Annotated in this window: 19 protein-coding genes; all 19 read left to right on the forward strand. The window is 40.6% G+C overall.

What is annotated here, in order from left to right:
• Positions 1-29: 29 nt before the first annotated feature.
• The 19 genes from sdaAB (at position 30) to rplS (ending at position 17,560) form a co-directional block, all read left to right on the forward strand.
• On the forward strand, positions 30-692 hold the full coding sequence (sdaAB, locus tag ACVBAX_RS05470) for an L-serine ammonia-lyase, iron-sulfur-dependent subunit beta (RefSeq protein ID WP_447116175.1): 663 nt from the start codon (positions 30-32) through the stop codon (positions 690-692).
• Between the two features lie 63 nt (positions 693-755).
• The gene (gene sdaAA / locus ACVBAX_RS05475; RefSeq protein ID WP_430773877.1) at positions 756-1,652 is read left to right on the forward strand and encodes an L-serine ammonia-lyase, iron-sulfur-dependent, subunit alpha; all 897 of its coding nucleotides are present in this window, start codon (positions 756-758) and stop codon (positions 1,650-1,652) included.
• Positions 1,633-3,690 (forward strand): ATP-dependent DNA helicase RecG, encoded by a 2,058-nt coding sequence (gene recG / locus ACVBAX_RS05480; RefSeq protein WP_447116176.1) that lies wholly within the window; start codon positions 1,633-1,635, stop codon positions 3,688-3,690. The genes sdaAA and recG overlap by 20 nt, the downstream gene beginning before the upstream one ends.
• Positions 3,691-3,810: 120 nt before the next feature.
• Positions 3,811-4,374 carry a transcription factor FapR gene (gene fapR / locus ACVBAX_RS05485; protein ID WP_447116177.1) on the forward strand — a complete coding sequence of 188 codons (564 nt, stop codon included), beginning with the start codon at positions 3,811-3,813 and terminating at the stop codon, positions 4,372-4,374.
• Between the two features lie 18 nt (positions 4,375-4,392).
• Positions 4,393-5,394 carry a phosphate acyltransferase PlsX gene (gene plsX / locus ACVBAX_RS05490; protein WP_447116178.1) on the forward strand — a complete coding sequence of 334 codons (1,002 nt, stop codon included), beginning with the start codon at positions 4,393-4,395 and terminating at the stop codon, positions 5,392-5,394.
• A 2-nt stretch (positions 5,395-5,396) separates the two neighbouring features.
• The gene (gene fabD / locus ACVBAX_RS05495) at positions 5,397-6,344 is read left to right on the forward strand and encodes an ACP S-malonyltransferase (RefSeq protein ID WP_447116179.1); all 948 of its coding nucleotides are present in this window, start codon (positions 5,397-5,399) and stop codon (positions 6,342-6,344) included.
• A complete protein-coding gene (gene fabG / locus ACVBAX_RS05500; protein WP_447116180.1) occupies positions 6,341-7,084 on the forward strand; it encodes a 3-oxoacyl-[acyl-carrier-protein] reductase in 744 nt (247 codons plus the stop codon). Before fabD ends, fabG begins: the two co-directional genes overlap by 4 nt.
• Positions 7,085-7,151: 67 nt before the next feature.
• Positions 7,152-7,385 carry an acyl carrier protein gene (locus tag ACVBAX_RS05505; RefSeq protein WP_119707510.1) on the forward strand — a complete coding sequence of 78 codons (234 nt, stop codon included), beginning with the start codon at positions 7,152-7,154 and terminating at the stop codon, positions 7,383-7,385.
• 151 nt (positions 7,386-7,536) lie between these two features.
• Complete coding sequence (gene rnc / locus ACVBAX_RS05510; protein WP_251515796.1) at positions 7,537-8,316, forward strand: ribonuclease III; 780 nt, start codon at positions 7,537-7,539, stop codon at positions 8,314-8,316.
• A gap of 19 nt (positions 8,317-8,335) precedes the next feature.
• Positions 8,336-11,902 carry a chromosome segregation protein SMC gene (gene smc / locus ACVBAX_RS05515; RefSeq protein WP_447116181.1) on the forward strand — a complete coding sequence of 1,189 codons (3,567 nt, stop codon included), beginning with the start codon at positions 8,336-8,338 and terminating at the stop codon, positions 11,900-11,902.
• A 14-nt stretch (positions 11,903-11,916) separates the two neighbouring features.
• Positions 11,917-12,909: a signal recognition particle-docking protein FtsY gene (gene ftsY / locus ACVBAX_RS05520; protein ID WP_430773884.1), complete on the forward strand. Its 993-nt coding sequence runs from the start codon at positions 11,917-11,919 to the stop codon at positions 12,907-12,909.
• A 129-nt stretch (positions 12,910-13,038) separates the two neighbouring features.
• Positions 13,039-13,356 carry a putative DNA-binding protein gene (locus ACVBAX_RS05525; RefSeq protein WP_447116182.1) on the forward strand — a complete coding sequence of 106 codons (318 nt, stop codon included), beginning with the start codon at positions 13,039-13,041 and terminating at the stop codon, positions 13,354-13,356.
• 13 nt (positions 13,357-13,369) lie between these two features.
• Positions 13,370-14,722, forward strand: coding sequence for a signal recognition particle protein (gene ffh, locus ACVBAX_RS05530; RefSeq protein ID WP_430773886.1), 1,353 nt, complete (start codon positions 13,370-13,372; stop codon positions 14,720-14,722).
• A 109-nt stretch (positions 14,723-14,831) separates the two neighbouring features.
• Complete coding sequence (gene rpsP / locus ACVBAX_RS05535) at positions 14,832-15,104, forward strand: 30S ribosomal protein S16 (protein WP_447116183.1); 273 nt, start codon at positions 14,832-14,834, stop codon at positions 15,102-15,104.
• Positions 15,105-15,114: 10 nt separating this feature from the next.
• A complete protein-coding gene (locus tag ACVBAX_RS05540; RefSeq protein ID WP_430773887.1) occupies positions 15,115-15,345 on the forward strand; it encodes a KH domain-containing protein in 231 nt (76 codons plus the stop codon).
• 68 nt (positions 15,346-15,413) lie between these two features.
• A complete protein-coding gene (locus tag ACVBAX_RS05545; protein WP_430773888.1) occupies positions 15,414-15,800 on the forward strand; it encodes a YlqD family protein in 387 nt (128 codons plus the stop codon).
• A 17-nt stretch (positions 15,801-15,817) separates the two neighbouring features.
• Positions 15,818-16,336 carry a ribosome maturation factor RimM gene (rimM, locus tag ACVBAX_RS05550; protein WP_447116184.1) on the forward strand — a complete coding sequence of 173 codons (519 nt, stop codon included), beginning with the start codon at positions 15,818-15,820 and terminating at the stop codon, positions 16,334-16,336.
• Positions 16,333-17,079 (forward strand): tRNA (guanosine(37)-N1)-methyltransferase TrmD, encoded by a 747-nt coding sequence (trmD, locus tag ACVBAX_RS05555; RefSeq protein ID WP_447116185.1) that lies wholly within the window; start codon positions 16,333-16,335, stop codon positions 17,077-17,079. The genes rimM and trmD overlap by 4 nt, the downstream gene beginning before the upstream one ends.
• Positions 17,080-17,215: 136 nt before the next feature.
• Entirely contained in the window at positions 17,216-17,560 is a 345-nt protein-coding gene (gene rplS / locus ACVBAX_RS05560; protein ID WP_430773891.1) for a 50S ribosomal protein L19, read from the forward strand.
• Positions 17,561-17,598: the final 38 nt, after the last annotated feature.

A 17,598-nucleotide genomic window follows, 5' to 3' on the forward strand; every position in this document is an offset into this window, starting at 1 on the left:
GAGGATATTCTCCACAAGGGGGAAAATTGATGAAGTACAAAAGTGTTTTTGATATTATAGGCCCTGTAATGATAGGTCCTTCTAGCTCACATACAGCAGGAGCAGCACGAATTGGAAGAGTAGCAAGAAGCCTCTTTGGTCGTGAACCAAAGTGGGCTAAAATTTCACTTTACGGATCCTTTGCACAAACATATAAGGGACATGGAACAGATGTAGCATTAATCGGCGGGCTATTAGACTTTGATACATTTGATGAACGGATAATTGGGTCCATTTCTATCGCGCAAACGAACGGAATGGAAATCACATTTATTGAAGAAGAAGCGATTCCAGAACACCCGAATACAGCTAAGATATCAATTGGTGACGATCAAGGAGAGTTAGAGTTAGTAGGAATCTCTATTGGTGGTGGCAAAATCGAAATCACCGAGTTGAATGGTTTTGAGCTTAGGTTATCTGGTCACCATCCTGCGATTTTAGTCGTTCATAATGACCGTTTTGGTGCGATTGCCAGTGTCTCAAATATATTAGCTTCACATGAGCTAAATATCGGGCATATGGAAGTTTCAAGGAAAGAAAAAGGGATGCTAGCGTTAATGACGATTGAAGTGGATCAGAATATTGACGATGTAGTTATCAAAGAATTAGAAGCGCTTGACCATGTGGTAAAGGTTGCCAAAATTGTTGAATAGAAGAGGGATTTTATGGTAACGCTTTCAAAAATAGATTACTAGAATGCAGGGAGAGTGTACATCATGTTTCGCAATGTCGCAGAGCTAGTAGAGCTCGCTAGTACACAAAATAAAAAAATATCAGATATTATGATTGAACAAGAAATGGAAGTCACTGGTCGAACAAGAGAACAGATTTTAGAGCAAATGAATGTGAATTTGACCGTAATGGAGCAAGCCGTTGAACGTGGCCTTAATGGGGTAAGGTCCCATTCAGGTCTCACTGGTGGCGATGCTGTGCTCCTGCAAAAATATATTCAGTCTGGAAAGTCATTATGTGGAAACACAATCCTTGATGCCGTCTCGAAGGCAGTTGCTACAAACGAAGTGAATGCGGCAATGGGGACGATTTGTGCGACCCCTACAGCAGGATCAGCTGGTGTGGTTCCAGGAACGTTATTTGCCGTAAGAGATAAACTACATCCTACGAGAGAACAGATGATAGCCTTCTTATTTACATCCGGAGCATTTGGGTTTGTTGTTGCCAACAATGCTTCGATCTCCGGGGCTGCTGGAGGCTGTCAAGCAGAGGTTGGATCTGCAGCTGGAATGGCTGCGGCTGCTATTGTAGAAATGGCTGGCGGAACTCCTGCTCAATGTGCAGAAGCTATGGCGATCACATTAAAAAATATGTTAGGATTAGTGTGTGACCCCGTTGCTGGTTTAGTAGAAGTCCCTTGTGTAAAACGTAATGCAATGGGAGCTGCAAACGCAATGGTGGCAGCGGATATGGCATTAGCAGGCATCACTAGTCGAATACCATGTGATGAAGTAATTGATGCGATGTATAAAATCGGTCAAACGATGCCTACCGCTCTTAAAGAAACGGCGCAGGGAGGGTTGGCGGCAACTCCGACAGGTCGCAGACTGGAAGCGAAAATTTTCGGAATACCGCATGTTCATGGAGAACAACAACAGTAATTTAAAGCAATCCGTAACAGCTGTAAAAGGAATCGGTGCTGAGACTGCACAAAGTCTAGCTGAAATGAGAATATTGACGATTGAAGATTTACTTGAATATTTTCCATATCGTTATGAAGATTATCGCCTTCGCGACTTAACAGAAGTTAAGCATGACGAGAGGATTACCGTAGAAGGGAAGGTTCATAGTGAGCCTTCTCTTATGTATTATGGGAAAAAGCGCTCAAGACTAACCATCCGATTGTTAGTAGAGAGGTATTTAATTCAAGTTGTATTTTTTAATCAGGCCTATTTAAAAAATAAGTTTCAAGTAAATGAAATGGTTACCGTAACCGGCAAATGGGATCAGCATCGCCAAATGATCACAGCCACTCAAGCAAAAATGGGATCAAATGAATCAGAAAAAAAGTTTGTTCCAGTTTATAGTGTAAAAGGAGATGTGACGGTTAAAGGTCTAAGAAGATTTATTAATCTAGCATTCTCCCAGTATGGAAAGGACATTAAAGAAACGCTTCCTGTAAAAATGATTAGCAAATATAAGCTTGGAAATCGGAAGGATTCGTTGCTTTCCATGCATAATCCGCTAAACGAAGAAGATGTAAAAAAAGCTCGTCGGAGATTTGTGTATGAAGAATTTTTACATTTTCAGTTAAAGATGCAAGCGTTACGAAAGTTTGAAAGGGAGAATTCCAAGGGACTTCCTCAAAACTATAACTTAGATAAAGTAAAGGACTTCATTGATCATCTACCTTTCCCGCTTACAACTGCGCAGAAACGAGTGGTAAACGAGGTGTTAAAAGATCTGAAATCTCCATACCGTATGAATCGTTTACTGCAAGGAGATGTAGGTTCTGGGAAAACAGTCGTTGCTGCTATTGCACTTTTTTCTAGTTATACAGCTGGATATCAAGGAGCTTTAATGGTGCCCACAGAAATATTAGCAGAACAACATGCGGAATCGTTAAAGGGATTACTTGAGCCTGTTGGATTATCAGTCGAGTTATTAACAAGTTCTGTAAAGGGAAAAAGGCGCCGTGAAGTGTTAGAACGATTAAAAAACGGTGAAATTCATATATTAATTGGAACACACGCATTAATTCAAGATGAAGTTATATTTTCCAAACTCGGTCTTGTTATTACCGATGAGCAGCATCGTTTCGGTGTGGAGCAAAGAAGGGTTTTACGTGAAAAAGGGGAGAACCCAGATGTGCTCTTTATGACAGCTACACCCATACCTCGTACACTAGCGATTACAGTCTTTGGAGAAATGGATGTGTCTATCATTGATGAAATGCCTGCTGGTCGTAAAGCGATAGAAACGTATTGGGCAAAGGCAGATATGCTAGATCGCGTCCTTTCCTTTATGGAAAAAGAACTTGTAAAAGGACGACAGGCATATGTGATTTGTCCACTCATCGAGGAGTCGGACAAGCTTGATGTGCAAAATGCAATTGATGTTCATGTTGCCTTACAAACATATTTTCATAATCGATATCAAGTTGGTTTAATGCATGGAAGACTAAGCTCTGATGAGAAAGATGAAGTAATGAAGGCATTTAGTTCGAACCAATATCAAGTACTTGTATCAACTACGGTTGTAGAAGTGGGAGTAAATGTTCCTAATGCTACAATGATGGTCATTTATGATGCCGAAAGATTTGGATTGGCGCAGCTTCACCAACTAAGGGGACGAGTGGGGAGAGGAAGCGAACAATCGTATTGTGTTCTTCTGGCCGATCCGAAAACAGAGGTTGGGAAAGAACGAATGAAAATTATGACTGAAACAAATGACGGCTTCGTAGTCAGTGAGAAGGACTTAGAGCTTCGAGGACCTGGGGATTTCTTTGGTCGAAAGCAAAGTGGCCTTCCTGAATTTAAGGTTGCTGATATGGTCCATGATTACCGTGCGTTGGAAACTGCTCGAAACGACGCAATGGTCTTAATTGAATCAGAGGAGTTTTGGAACGGTGATGAATATGCCAAGCTGCGTTCAAAGCTTGCAGATTCTGGTGTATTGGAAAATGAAAAGCTAGATTGATAAAAAGCGGAAGTACCATGATCAAAAAGTAGATTGCAAAAAAGTTTGTTGCAATCTGCTTTTTAGTTTTATATACTACTATTAGTACCTAGTCTTAATACTTCGGACGGTGTTTTACATATGAGAAAAAGCAAAAAAGAACGTCAACGACTTTTAATAGAAACAATAAAAGAAAACCCGTTTATTACCGATGAGGAGCTTGCTGAACAATTTACGGTTAGCGTACAAACCATCCGGTTAGATCGGTTAGAGTTATCGATTCCTGAGCTACGGGAAAGAATAAAGAATGTCGCTGAAAAGCGGTTCGACGATGAAGTACGTTCTTTACCAATTGATGAAGTGATTGGTGAAATTATTGATATTGAGCTTGACCAAACAGCTATTTCTATTTTTGATGTCAAGCATGAACATGTGTTTAAGAGAAACCAAATCGCAAGGGGTCACCACGTTTTTGCTCAGGCTAATTCATTAGCGGTTGCAGTAATCAACGATGAACTGGCTTTAACAGCAAAGGCAAATATCCAATTTACCAGATTAGTTAAGGAAAATGAACGTGTCATAGCAAAAGCGAAAGTGTTACGAATTGATGAAGAAAAAGGTAGAACTCTTGTGGAAGTCAAAAGTTTTGTGAATAATGAACTAGTATTTACTGGTGAATTTGAAATGTATCGCTATAAAAAATGACATAAGGAATGAATAACAATGAAATTGGCCCTTGATGCAATGGGCGGCGACCATGCTCCAAAAGAAATCGTTCTAGGAGCGATAAAGGCCGTTCAAGCATTTGATGATTTACATATATGTCTAGTCGGTGATGAAGCAAAAATTAAGGAGCATCTCATAACACACGACAGAATAACGATTTTACATACAGAAGAGGTTATTTTAGGCACTGATGAGCCTGTAAAAGCGGTAAGAAGGAAGAAGAATTCATCCATGGTTCTTGCTGCAAAACTAGTTGCTGACGGTGAGGCAGATGGTTGCATTTCTGCTGGTAATACAGGTGCCTTAATGGCGACAGGTTTGTTCGTAGTAGGACGTATTGAAGGGATTGAAAGACCAGCATTAGCTCCTACTCTACCGACGATTGGTGGAGAAGGGTTTCTTTTGCTTGATGTTGGTGCAAATGTAGATGCAAAGCCTGAGCACTTATTGCAAAATGCCATCATGGGTTCCATCTATGCTGAAAATGTAAGAGGGGTAAAGAATCCAAGAGTCGGGCTTTTGAATATCGGAACAGAAGAGAAAAAGGGAAATGAGTTATCCAAGCTTGCTTATGATCTTCTAAAGGAAGCTCCTGTTAACTTTATTGGAAACGTGGAAGCAAGGGATTTGCTAGATGGTGTGGCAGATGTAGTGGTCACCGATGGATTCACTGGCAATATGGTTTTAAAGACGATTGAAGGAACGGCTTTGTCTGTATTCAAAATGCTTAAAACAACTTTGTATAGCTCTTTAAAGACGAAGCTAGCAGCGGCTGTTCTAAAACCAGACCTTATGCAATTAAAAGCAAAGATGGATTATTCGGAGTATGGCGGTGCAGGATTGTTCGGACTAAAGGCACCTGTTATTAAAGCCCATGGATCATCTGATGCAAACTCTGTTTTCAATGCCATTAGACAAACGAGGGACATGGTCGAAAAGAAGGTTGCGCCTACCATTAAAGACGCGGTATCAAAATATACAGAAGCTAGAGAGGAGTAACTATGGGTAAATTAGCGATTATCTTTCCTGGACAAGGTTCACAGACAGTTGGAATGGGAAAAGTCTTTGCAGAGACAAACAAGGAAGTTCAATCTGTTTTTGAATCAGCGGATAACAAATTAGGTTTTTCTCTATCCAATCTTATTTTTGAAGGCCCACAAGATGAGTTAACGAAAACAACTAATACTCAACCTGCGCTCTTAACAACGTCCATTGCGTTGTTTGAGCAATTCAAGAAAGCTGAGATCAAAGCTGACTATATGGCTGGACATAGCTTAGGTGAATATACAGCATTGGTAGCTGCTGGAGCGATTGGTTTTGAGGATGGAGTGTACGCGGTTCGTAAACGCGGTGAATTTATGGAAGAAGCTGTACCTAACCGGGAAGGTACGATGGCGGCTGTATTAGGTCTAGACCGTGATATATTGGCAGAAGCGGTAGGAAAAGCAGCGGCTGAAGGAGAGGTAGTAGGGCTAGCGAATATGAATTGCCCTGGCCAAATCGTTATTTCAGGCTCTAGAAAAGGAGTGGAACTTGCTTCTCAGTTTGCAAAGGAAGCTGGAGCGAAACGAGTTCTTCCGCTTGAAGTTAGTGGTCCATTTCATTCGCAGCTTATGAAGCCAGCTTCAGGGCGTTTACGTGAAGTATTAGACGGAATATCAATCAGTGAAGCGACTGTTCCTGTCATCGCAAATGTGAATGCACAAGAAATGGCAGCTTCTAAAGAAATTAAAGAGCGATTGCTTGAGCAACTATACTCTCCTGTGTTATGGGAAGACAGCGTAAAGCATATGATTGAACTTGGTGTAGATACATTTGTTGAAATTGGACCTGGGAAAGTGTTGTCTGGATTAGTAAAGAAAGTGGAACGTTCTGTTCAAACCTATTCAATTTCAGATGAAGAAACGCTACTGGCAACGATTAATGCATTAAAGGAGAGAACAGTATGAAGCTTTTAGGAAAAGTGGCACTTGTTACAGGTGCTTCACGTGGAATCGGAAGAGACATTGCTATTGAACTAGCAAAAGCGGGCGCAAATGTTGCGGTTAACTACGCTGGAAGTGAAGCTCGTGCAAATGAAGTGGTTCAAGAAATTCAAAGTCTTGGAAGAGAAGCATTTGCCGTTCAATGCGATGTTGCTAATGCAGATTCCGTAGCAGAGATGGTCAAACAAACGATTGAGCGTTGGGGAAGTCTAGATATTCTTGTCAATAATGCTGGAATTACTAGAGATAACTTAATCATGCGTATGAAGGAAGATGAATGGGACGATGTTATTAATACCAACCTTAAAGGTGTGTTCCTTTGTACAAAGGCCGTTACTCGTCAAATGATGAAGCAGAAGAGTGGCAGAATTATTAATATTTCTTCCGTTGTTGGAGAAAGCGGGAACGCTGGTCAAGCCAACTATGTGGCAGCAAAGGCTGGGGTAATCGGTTTAACGAAGACGACGGCAAAGGAACTTGCTCCTCGTGGGATCACGGTTAATGCTGTAGCACCTGGTTTTATTACGACCGATATGACAGATAAGCTAACCGATGAGATTAAAGAGGGAATGCTAAAAATGATTCCACTGGCTAAGTTTGGTGAACCGAAGGATATTGCGAATGCAGTTGCGTTTTTAGCATCTGATGACAGCCGCTATATTACGGGACAAACTATCCATGTAAACGGCGGAATGGTCATGTAACCGAAAATTCAACATTTATTAATTGTTAGAAATACACTATAATGTCCCTTGAGGGGAGGTGAAAAGCATGGCAGATGTATTAGAGCGCGTAACGAAGATTATCGTTGACAGACTTGGAGTAGAAGAAAATCAAGTGACTCTTGAAGCTTCTTTCAAGGATGATCTTGGTGCTGATTCCCTTGACGTAGTAGAACTAGTTATGGAATTAGAGGACGAGTTTGATATGGAAATCTCTGACGATGATGCTGAAAAGATTTCTACAGTGGGTGACGCTGTGAATTACATAAAAAGTACTCAATAATCGTTAGAACTTATGAAAAAGCTCCGCAGCAATGCGGGGCTTTCTTCTGTTGTAAATAAAATATGAAAAACCTTCAATCTTCCTTTGCGTTTTTAAGAACTTTTACGTAAACTTGATATGGTATGTAAACTATTAGCAAGGTGGAGGCAAAATGAGCAAGTACGGGAAAGAAAGAGAGAAACGTAGCTTTCGCTCTTATGATAAATTATTTAAAGAATTTCAAGCAGAACAAGGAATTAACTTTACAGATGAGAAGCTATTAAAACAAGCATTTACCCATTCATCATATGTGAATGAGCATCGTAGAAAGCCTTATGAAGATAATGAGAGGCTTGAATTTTTAGGAGACGCTGTATTAGAATTAACGGTTTCACAATTCCTTTACAAGAAATATCCGATGATGAGCGAAGGGGAGTTAACGAAGCTGCGTGCAGCCGTTGTTTGTGAGCCTTCTTTAGTAAGGTTTGCAAACGAACTTTCTTTTGGGAAGCTAGTGCTTCTTGGAAAAGGGGAAGAAATGACAGGAGGCCGTGAGCGTCCAGCCCTGTTAGCGGATGTGTTTGAGGCATTTATTGGTGCACTCTTTTTGGACAAAGGAATTGACACTGTAATTGGATTTTTAGAAAGAGTGGTATTTCCTAAAATAAACGAAGGTGCTTTTTCTCATGTGATGGATTTTAAAAGTCAGTTGCAAGAGCTTGTACAAAGAGATGGAATTGGTACAATCGAATACAAAATTTTACTAGAGCGAGGACCGGCCCATAACAGGGAGTTTGTCTCAAAGGTTTGTTTAAACAACGAAGAGCTTGGACAAGGTACAGGGAGATCAAAGAAAGAAGCGGAGCAGCATGCTGCACAAATGGCTTTAGAAAAGATCAAATCTCACCTTAATGGAGCAAAAGAACAGCTAGAAGAAAAACAACAGGAGTAGAGATAAAGGGGGAAAAGCTGTGTATCTCAAACGTTTGGATGTAGTCGGATTCAAGTCGTTTGCTGAGAGAATTGGGGTCGATTTTGTCCCGGGTGTCACAGCAGTGGTTGGTCCAAATGGAAGCGGAAAAAGTAATATCACCGATGCGATTCGCTGGGTGTTAGGAGAGCAGTCAGCGAAATCGCTTCGTGGCTCAAAGATGGAGGATATTATCTTTGCTGGTAGTGATTCGCGAAAAGCATTGAATTTTGCTGAAGTAACGTTGACGTTGGATAATGAAGATCAAGCATTACCCATTGATTACAATGAGGTAAGTGTCACTAGACGTGTGTATCGCTCTGGAGATAGTGAGTTTCAGATCAATAAGCAAACATGCAGACTAAAAGATATTGTTGATTTGTTTATGGACTCTGGACTAGGGAGAGAAGCGTTTTCGATCATTAGCCAAGGAAAAGTAGAAGAAATATTAAACAGCAAGGCCGAAGAAAGAAGAACGATCTTTGAAGAGGCTGCTGGTGTTCTAAAATATAAAAATCGTAAAAAGAAAGCTGAGTCAAAGCTAACAGAAACTCAGGATAATTTAAATCGTGTGAGTGATATCTTACATGAATTAGAGACGCAAGTAGAGCCACTTAAAATTCAAGCGTCGATTGCAAAGGATTTTCTACAACAAAAAGAAGAGCTTGAAAAGATAGAAGTTGCAGTAACGGTGCACGAAATTGAGGATCTTCATGAAAAGTGGGAAAAGCTGACGAGTCAGCTTGAACAGCATAAAGAAGATGAATTAAAACTATCTACCGTTCTTCAATCGAAGGAAGCTAGGATTGTAGAAATGAGAGATCATATGGCGGCACTCGATGAATCGATTACCGATTTACAGGATGTTCTACTGCGGGTGAGTGAGGAGCTTGAAAAGGTTGAAGGTAGAAAAGAGGTTCTAAAAGAGAGAAAGAAAAATGCTACGCAAAACAAGGAACAGCTTAGAAAAAGCATCGAAGAAGTTTCTCTGAAAATCCAAGAATTAACCTCGCTTCAACTCAAGCAAGAGGAAAATTATCACCGTATGAACGAAGAGGTACTCTCTCTTAAAAAACTGCTAAAAGAAAAACAGGAAGTTCTCGCATCGTTTAGTGAGAATATTGAAGAGCGAATCGAGTCATTAAAAAGTGATTATATTGAAATTCTAAACAAACAAGCATCTAGTAAGAATGAACTTCAAAACACAGACAAACAGCTTGGTCAGCAAGGTGTAAAAAACACAAGATTAGAAGCTGATAACGAAAAGTATCTTCAAGAAAGACAGGGGATTTCGGACCGTAAGCAGGAAATTGAAGCGGGTATTGCGGATGTTCAAAAAAATCTTGAAGAACAAGTGCATGTATTTAGAGAAGAGCAGAAAAAGTTAGAGAACTTGAAGAATAAGTACCAAAAGCAAGAAACCCAGCTATATCAAGCGTATCAATTCTTACAAAAAGCAAAGTCTAGAAAAGATATGCTAGAAGAGATGGAAGATGACTATTCAGGTTTTTTTCAAGGAGTTAAGGAAGTATTAAAGGCAAGAGAAGGCAGGCTCTCAGGGATTGAAGGGGCTGTCGCCGAGCTTATCCAAGTTCCGAAATCGTATGAAGTGGCGATTGAGACTGCTTTAGGTGCTGCGATGCAGCATGTAGTTGTTGCGAATGAGGAAAATGGGAGAAATGCAATACTTTATTTAAAGCAAAACTCGTTTGGACGAGCAACATTCCTGCCTCTTAGTGTCATAAGAGGGAAGAGTCTTTCAAATAGTCAGCTTCAGGCATTAAAAGGGCATCCATCATATGTAGGAGTAGCGAAGGATCTAATTGGGTTTGATCAAAAATATGAAGAAATCTTTTCAAATCTTTTAGGTACGGTGGTCATTACGAAGGACTTAAAGGGTGCGAACGAACTCGCTAAGCTTTTACAGTATCGGTGTCGATTTGTTACGACAGATGGGGATATCGTAAACCCAGGTGGTTCGATGACTGGTGGTGCAGTAAAGGCAAATACATCTTCTCTACTAAGTCGTAAAGGTGAGCTTGAAGAGCTTAAAGGTAGACTAGTCGGAATGGAAGTTCAAACACATGAGCTAGAGGCACAGGTGAAGGAGCTAAAATCCTCTATCACAACTCAGGAGCAAATACTTGAGGATATCCGAAAACAAGGGGAAGATCTTCGCCTTCTCGAGCAATCGAAAAAGGGTGACCTCAGAGAAATAGAGATTGAAGAAAAAAATATCAATGAAAAGTTAAAAATCTATGATCTCGACATGTCTCAATTTTTACAAGACCAGACACAGTTGTCTTCACGTAAAGTTGAGTTAACGGAATTATTATCAACATATGCGAATGAACTAGCCGAACTTGATAAGCAAATTCAAGCATTATCAGAAAAGAAATCTTTACAAAATAGTTCTAAAGAATCAGTGGTCAATGAAATTGGGGAACTGAAGGTGAAACTCGCTGCACTAATGGAGCAACATCACGGGTTATCCGAAAAGCTTGAAGCAAATAGAGCATCTCTATTAGAGCATACGAAACGACATGAAACGTATGAAGAAGATCTATCCCTGTTATCAACGGAGATGAACTCTAGTAGTTCAGGGGAACAGTTTTTGGAACAAGAGGCTTCTAAAAAGTTGCAAGATAAAAATGAAACCATCTCTATGATTTCCTCGCGCCGTGAAGAAAGATTGAAGCTTCACAGTACATTAGAGGACTCTGAGCTTGAATTAAGAGAGCTTTTAAGACAACATAAGGGTTTAACGCTTGCGCTTAAGGATGAAGAAGTAAAGCTTGGGCGTCTCGATGTGGAGTTAGAAAACAGATTGTCTCACCTCCGGGAAGAGTACCTACTGTCATTTGAAGCGGCCAAAGAGGAGTATCCTCTTGTTCTCCCGGTTGAGGAGGCTCGTAAAAAAGTAAAGCTTATTCGTCTTGCAATTGAAGAGCTCGGAGTCGTAAACATCGGTGCAATTGAAGAATATGAGCGTGTCTCCGAACGCTACGAATTCTTGCTCGAGCAGAAAAATGATTTGCAGGAAGCAAAGGATACATTGTTCCAGGTCATCGATGAAATGGACGAAGAAATGAAGAAGCGATTTGAGCAAACATTCTACGGAATTCGTTCGCATTTTGAATTTGTTTTCCAAGCGCTATTTGGCGGAGGGAGAGCAGACTTAAAGTTAACGAATCCAGAAGACTTATTGAATACCGGGGTAGAAATCGTGGCACAACCACCAGGAAAAAAACTGCAGAATTTAGGACTCTTATCCGGTGGAGAGCGATCGTTAACAGCAATTGCTCTATTATTCTCCATTTTAAAAGTTAGACCTGTACCATTTTGTATTCTTGATGAAGTAGAAGCTGCCTTAGACGAGGCCAATGTCTATCGTTTTAGCCAATATTTAAAACGATACAGCGCCGAAACGCAGTTTATCGTTATTACTCACCGGAAAGGTACAATGGAAGAAGCGGATGTGCTTTACGGTGTAACGATGCAGGAGTCGGGGGTTTCCAAGCTTGTTTCTGTTAGATTGGAAGAAACAAAAGAATTGATTGAAACGTAAAGGACGTGTGAGTTTTGAGTTTTTTTAAAAAGCTAAAAGAAAAAATTACAAAGCAAACAGATTCAGTAACCGAAAAGTTTAAGGATGGCTTAACAAAAACAAGAGACAACTTTTCTGGCAAAGTTAATGATCTTGTTGCTCGCTACAGGAAAGTTGACGAAGACTTTTTCGAGGAGCTTGAGGAAATCTTAATTGGGGCTGATGTGGGCTTTGATACCGTCATGGAACTCATTGATGAATTAAAAATGGAAGTCAAACGTAAAAACATTCAAGACCCAGCAGCCGTTCAGGCCGTCATCTCTGAAAAGCTTGTGGACATCTATAAGGGTGATGAGGAAGAAGAAGTTAATACGATTAATATCCAAGAGGGCCTAACCGTTATTTTGTTCGTTGGAGTAAATGGTGTCGGAAAAACAACGACAATCGGAAAACTTGCACATAAATATAAAAGTGAAGGTAGAAAAGTATTGTTAGCTGCGGGAGACACCTTCCGTGCAGGGGCAATTGAACAGCTTGAGGTATGGGGAGAAAGAGTTGGAGTGGAAGTGATTAAGCAAAGTGCTGGCTCCGATCCTGCTGCTGTTATGTATGATGCTGTACAAGCAGCCAAATCAAGAAACGCTGATATTCTATTGTGCGACACAGCTGGACGACTTCAAAACAAAGTGAACCTGATGAAGGAGCTTGAAAAGGTAAAGCGTGTTATTGAACGTGAAATTCCTGGTGCCCCTCATGAAGTACTCCTTGTTCTTGATGCTACGACTGGTCAAAACGCGATGGTTCAAGCAAAAACATTCAAGGAAGCGACAGATGTAAGCGGAATTGTGTTAACAAAGCTTGATGGAACCGCAAAAGGTGGAATTGTATTAGCCATTCGTAATGAGCTGAAAATTCCAGTGAAATTTGTAGGTCTAGGTGAAAAAATGGATGACCTTCAACAGTTTGATGCCGAACAATACGTGTACGGATTGTTTGCAGACTTAGTTGATAAAGAAGTAGAAGAGTAAACGAGTAAAGCCCGGGTTAAAAATACCCGGGCTTTTTCTTTGACACACATGGTCTACCTTGACATTAAACGACTCTCTGTGTAAACTAAAGTATGTAAAGGCTTTTCACTTAACAAAGGGGGATGAGCGATGCTGGAGAAAACAAATAGGATGAATTATTTGTATGACTTTTATCAGTCATTACTTACTCCTAAGCAGCAAAGCTATATGTCCCTGTATTATTTGGACGACTATTCGCTAGGCGAAATTGCTGATGAGTACAATGTCAGTCGTCAAGCGGTCTATGATAATATTAAACGAACAGAAGCGATGCTTGAGGAATACGAGGAAAAGCTATTATTATTCCATAAATTTCAGGAGCGGAATAAGCTGCTAGTAAAGCTAAAGGATTCTTTATCAGATGACACACAGCTAGAGCTAGTAGCGCAGCTTGAGAAATTAGATTAGGAGGCGGCCTAAGATGGCATTTGAAGGATTAGCCGACCGACTGCAAAATACGATCCAAAAAATTCGCGGCAAAGGGAAAGTCAATGAGGCCGATGTTAAAGAAATGATGCGCGAGGTGCGCTTAGCACTTTTAGAGGCGGACGTTAACTTTAAGGTTGTAAAAGAGTTCGTCAAAAAAGTAAGCGAGCGTGCTGTTGGTCAGGAAGTCATGCAAAGCTTAACACCTGGACAGCAGGTAATTAAAGTGGTTAAAGAAGAACTGACAACCTTGATGGGTGGAGAGCAAAGCAAAATTGCTGTTTCTAATCGTCCCCCAACCGTTATTATGATGGTGGGATTGCAAGGGGCCGGGAAAACGACGACCACTGGAAAGCTTGCCAACCTGATTCGAAAAAAATATAACCGCAACCCGTTATTAGTTGCGGCCGATATTTATCGTCCTGCTGCCATTAAGCAGCTAGAGACGCTTGGAAAGCAGCTCAGCATGCCGGTATTTTCACTTGGTGATCAAGTAAGTCCGGTTGAAATAGCGAAACAAGCGATTCAAAAGGCGAAAGAGGACCATCATGACTACGTTCTAATTGATACAGCTGGTCGTTTGCATGTCGATGAAGCCCTTATGGGAGAACTAAAAGAGATTAAAGAACTCGCAAACCCTGATGAAATCTTTCTTGTTGTCGATGCGATGACTGGTCAAGACGCTGTAAATGTGGCTTCGAGCTTTAATGAACAGCTTGGGCTTACAGGAGTCGTCTTAACGAAGCTCGACGGAGACACTCGAGGAGGTGCCGCCCTCTCTATCCGCTCCGTAACGAATACACCGATTAAATTTATCGGTTTAGGGGAGAAAATGGATGCGATTGAGCCGTTCCACCCAGAACGAATGGCTTCACGAATCCTTGGAATGGGCGACGTCTTAACATTAATCGAAAAAGCTCAGGCAAATGTCGATGAAGAGAAGGCAAAAGAGCTTGAACAAAAAATGCGTACAGCTTCGTTTACATTTGATGACTTTTTAGATCAGCTTGGACAAGTTCGTAATATGGGACCACTTGATGAACTCTTAAAGATGATGCCTGGTGCGAACAAAATTAAAGGCCTGAATAATCTGCAAATCGATGAAAAGCAAATTTCTCATGTAGAAGCGATCATCCAGTCGATGACAAAGGAAGAAAAAACTCATCCAGAAATCATTAATGCTGGACGCAGAAAGCGGATTGCAAAGGGAAGCGGAACTTCTGTACCGGAGGTAAACCGTCTATTAAAGCAATTTGAAGACATGAAGAAGATGATGAAGCAGATGTCTGGTATGCAGGCAAAGGGCAAGAAAAAAGGCGGATTTAAGCTTCCGTTTAACCCTTTTTGATGCCGAAATTACAGGAAAATAATAGTGACAAGAAAAAAGACTTTACAAACTAAAAAACAATTGATATTATACTATCTTGTGTGAAACTATTCGGAGGTGCTTATTTAAAATGGCAGTAAAAATTCGTTTAAAGCGTATGGGAGCAAAAAAATCTCCTTTTTATCGTATTGTAGTAGCAGATTCTCGTTCACCACGTGATGGACGTTTCATTGAAACAGTTGGAACTTACAACCCAGTTGCTGAGCCAGCAATCGTTGATATCAACGAAGAATTAGCTTTAAAATGGTTAAAAGACGGCGCGAAGCCATCTGACACAGTTCGTAACTTGTTCTCTAAACAAGGCCTTATGGAAAAATTCCATAACGCAAAATTAAGCAAGTAATCTGCAGATAATGAGAGAGCTCATCGAAACCATTGTCAAGGCGCTTGTTGATCTTCCAGACGAAGTTCGTGTAACCGAGCTAGAAGAAGCCGAAAAAATTACTTATCAGCTAGCTGTTCACAAAACAGATATGGGGAAAGTAATCGGAAAACAAGGCCGTGTTGCAAAAGCTATTCGAACTGTTGTCTATTCAGCAGGAGCATCACAGCAGAAGAAAGTCTACCTAGAAATTATTGAATAAATGCTACTGAAGAAGGAGGGGGACAACCCTCCTTTTTTCGTAGTTATTTCTGAAGGGAGATGCGGTCCGTGAACATTCTTCAAACCGTCGTGGTAAAGCAAGTATTAACGGAAACTAGCAAACAAGTATTGCTAAGCAAGTTTGAACTTGAGAAAAGCCAACTTCAGAAGGAATCAGAACAGCTTCGTTTTGAAATGAGGAAGCTTGAAAAATCTAAGAAAATGACCGTGAACACATTTAAGAATCGATTCGAAAATGAGATTCATACAAGATTAGAAAAGATTAAGCTGCTTGATTTTAAAATAGAACAATTACATATGCTACCTTTAGGAAGCGAATTAAAAGAAAAGGAATGCCAAGCAATCGTAGAAGTAAATGTAGGTGACGCTTGGGAGGATATTCAGACTGAAAAAACGATTATCATCAAGGACGGAATCGTTGATGAAATTCGGTAGTTTGAGGTGAAGATGATATGGAAAAATGGTTTAATGTTGGAAAGATTGTAAATACGCATGGGATCAAAGGGGAAGTTCGAGTGATATCTCAAACTGACTTTGCTGATGAAAGGTACAAACCAGGTAATCACGTTTATTTGTTTATGCCTAACTCAACGGAGCCAATTAAGCTGACTGTTGAGTCCCATCGAAAGCACAAATCATTTGATTTATTAACCTTTAATGGTTACCCGAATGTGAATGATGTGGAGCCGATGAAGGGTGGAGTTCTGAAGATCACAGAGGAGCAACAAGGTGAGCTAGAGGAAAACGAATTTTACTTCCACCAAATTATTGGCTGTCTCGTGTTCACTACAAAAGGGGAAGAAATTGGAAAGATTCGCGAGATCCTAACACCTGGAGCAAATGATGTATGGGTCATAAAGGGCAAAGGTGGAAAAGAAATTCTCATTCCTTATATCGAGCAGATTGTAAAAAAGGTGGATGTGAAGGAAAAGATCGTTTTAATTGAGCCAATGGAAGGGCTGCTATCATGATGAACATAGATGTACTAACCCTGTTTCCTGAAATGTTCCATGGGGTGTTAGGACAATCGATCTTAAAAAAAGCGGTGGAACAACAGTCTGTCCGGTACAATATTGTCAATTTTCGAGAGTTTGCTGATAATAAGCACCAGACGGTGGATGATTACCCCTATGGCGGGGGAGCAGGAATGGTCTTGAAGCCGCAACCGATCTTTGATGCCGTTAAGAGTTGTCAAGAACACGCCAAAACGACAAAGCCACCACGTGTGGTGTTACTGTGTCCACAAGGTGAGCGTTATAACCAGAAGAAGGCGGAGGAGCTATCAAAGGAAGAGCATCTTATCTTTGTGTGCGGCCATTACGAAGGATATGACGAGCGCATTAGGCAGCATGTGGTGACAGATGAAATCTCAATTGGTGATTTTGTATTAACGGGTGGAGAGCTTGGTGCCATGGTTATTATTGATAGTGTAGTTCGTCTGCTTCCGAACGTACTAGGGAAAGAAGAGTCCCATTTACAAGATTCTTTTAGTACAGGTTTATTAGAGCATCCTCATTATACGAGACCAGCTGATTTTCGCGGGTTAAAAGTTCCAGAAGTATTAACGTCAGGAAATCATCGCTTAATAGATGAATGGAGAGAGAAAGAGTCTCTTAAGCGGACGTTTGAAAGACGTCCAGATTTATTAGAGACATTTGACCTTACAGAAAAGCAGAAAAAATGGTTGCTAGAGTTTGAAAATCAAAAGAAATAGTATTGAAGTTCATTAATATATATGTTATGATATTTTTTGTGACTGTGACAAATAGTTCAGTCTTATAACGATGTTCCGCTGCAATCAGTATATGCTTCAGTAATGCATGAGCGTCTGTTGGAAGGAGTTGAAAACGATGCAAAAATTAATCGAAGAAATCACAAAAGAACAACTTCGCGCTGATCTTCCTGCTTTCCGTCCTGGTGATACTGTACGTGTACACGTTAAAGTTATCGAGGGTACTCGTGAGCGTGTTCAGGTGTATGAAGGTGTTGTGATTAAGCGTCGTGGTGGTGGAATTAGCGAAACTTTCACAGTACGTAAAGTTTCTTATGGTGTAGGTGTTGAGCGTACATTCCCAGTACACACACCAAAAATTGCGAAGCTTGAAGTGATCCGTCGCGGTAAAGTACGCCGTGCGAAACTTTATTACCTACGTAACCTACGTGGTAAAAAGGCTCGTATTAAAGAAATCCGATAAAAAAGAAAAGCGACCGTTTCATGATAAATGGACAGTTG

It is taken from the genome of Robertmurraya sp. GLU-23 (genome assembly GCF_052983275.1).

Coding starts and splice junctions, on each gene's coding strand:
- sdaAB (WP_447116175.1), top strand. CDS start 30: ATGAAGTACAAAAGTGTTTTTGATATTATAGGCCCTGTAATGATAGGT.
- sdaAA (WP_430773877.1), top strand. CDS start 756: ATGTTTCGCAATGTCGCAGAGCTAGTAGAGCTCGCTAGTACACAAAAT.
- recG (WP_447116176.1), top strand. CDS start 1,633: ATGGAGAACAACAACAGTAATTTAAAGCAATCCGTAACAGCTGTAAAA.
- fapR (WP_447116177.1), top strand. CDS start 3,811: ATGAGAAAAAGCAAAAAAGAACGTCAACGACTTTTAATAGAAACAATA.
- plsX (WP_447116178.1), top strand. CDS start 4,393: ATGAAATTGGCCCTTGATGCAATGGGCGGCGACCATGCTCCAAAAGAA.
- fabD (WP_447116179.1), top strand. CDS start 5,397: ATGGGTAAATTAGCGATTATCTTTCCTGGACAAGGTTCACAGACAGTT.
- fabG (WP_447116180.1), top strand. CDS start 6,341: ATGAAGCTTTTAGGAAAAGTGGCACTTGTTACAGGTGCTTCACGTGGA.
- ACVBAX_RS05505 (WP_119707510.1), top strand. CDS start 7,152: ATGGCAGATGTATTAGAGCGCGTAACGAAGATTATCGTTGACAGACTT.
- rnc (WP_251515796.1), top strand. CDS start 7,537: ATGAGCAAGTACGGGAAAGAAAGAGAGAAACGTAGCTTTCGCTCTTAT.
- ACVBAX_RS05525 (WP_447116182.1), top strand. CDS start 13,039: ATGCTGGAGAAAACAAATAGGATGAATTATTTGTATGACTTTTATCAG.
- ffh (WP_430773886.1), top strand. CDS start 13,370: ATGGCATTTGAAGGATTAGCCGACCGACTGCAAAATACGATCCAAAAA.
- rpsP (WP_447116183.1), top strand. CDS start 14,832: ATGGCAGTAAAAATTCGTTTAAAGCGTATGGGAGCAAAAAAATCTCCT.
- ACVBAX_RS05540 (WP_430773887.1), top strand. CDS start 15,115: ATGAGAGAGCTCATCGAAACCATTGTCAAGGCGCTTGTTGATCTTCCA.
- rimM (WP_447116184.1), top strand. CDS start 15,818: ATGGAAAAATGGTTTAATGTTGGAAAGATTGTAAATACGCATGGGATC.
- trmD (WP_447116185.1), top strand. CDS start 16,333: ATGATGAACATAGATGTACTAACCCTGTTTCCTGAAATGTTCCATGGG.
- rplS (WP_430773891.1), top strand. CDS start 17,216: ATGCAAAAATTAATCGAAGAAATCACAAAAGAACAACTTCGCGCTGAT.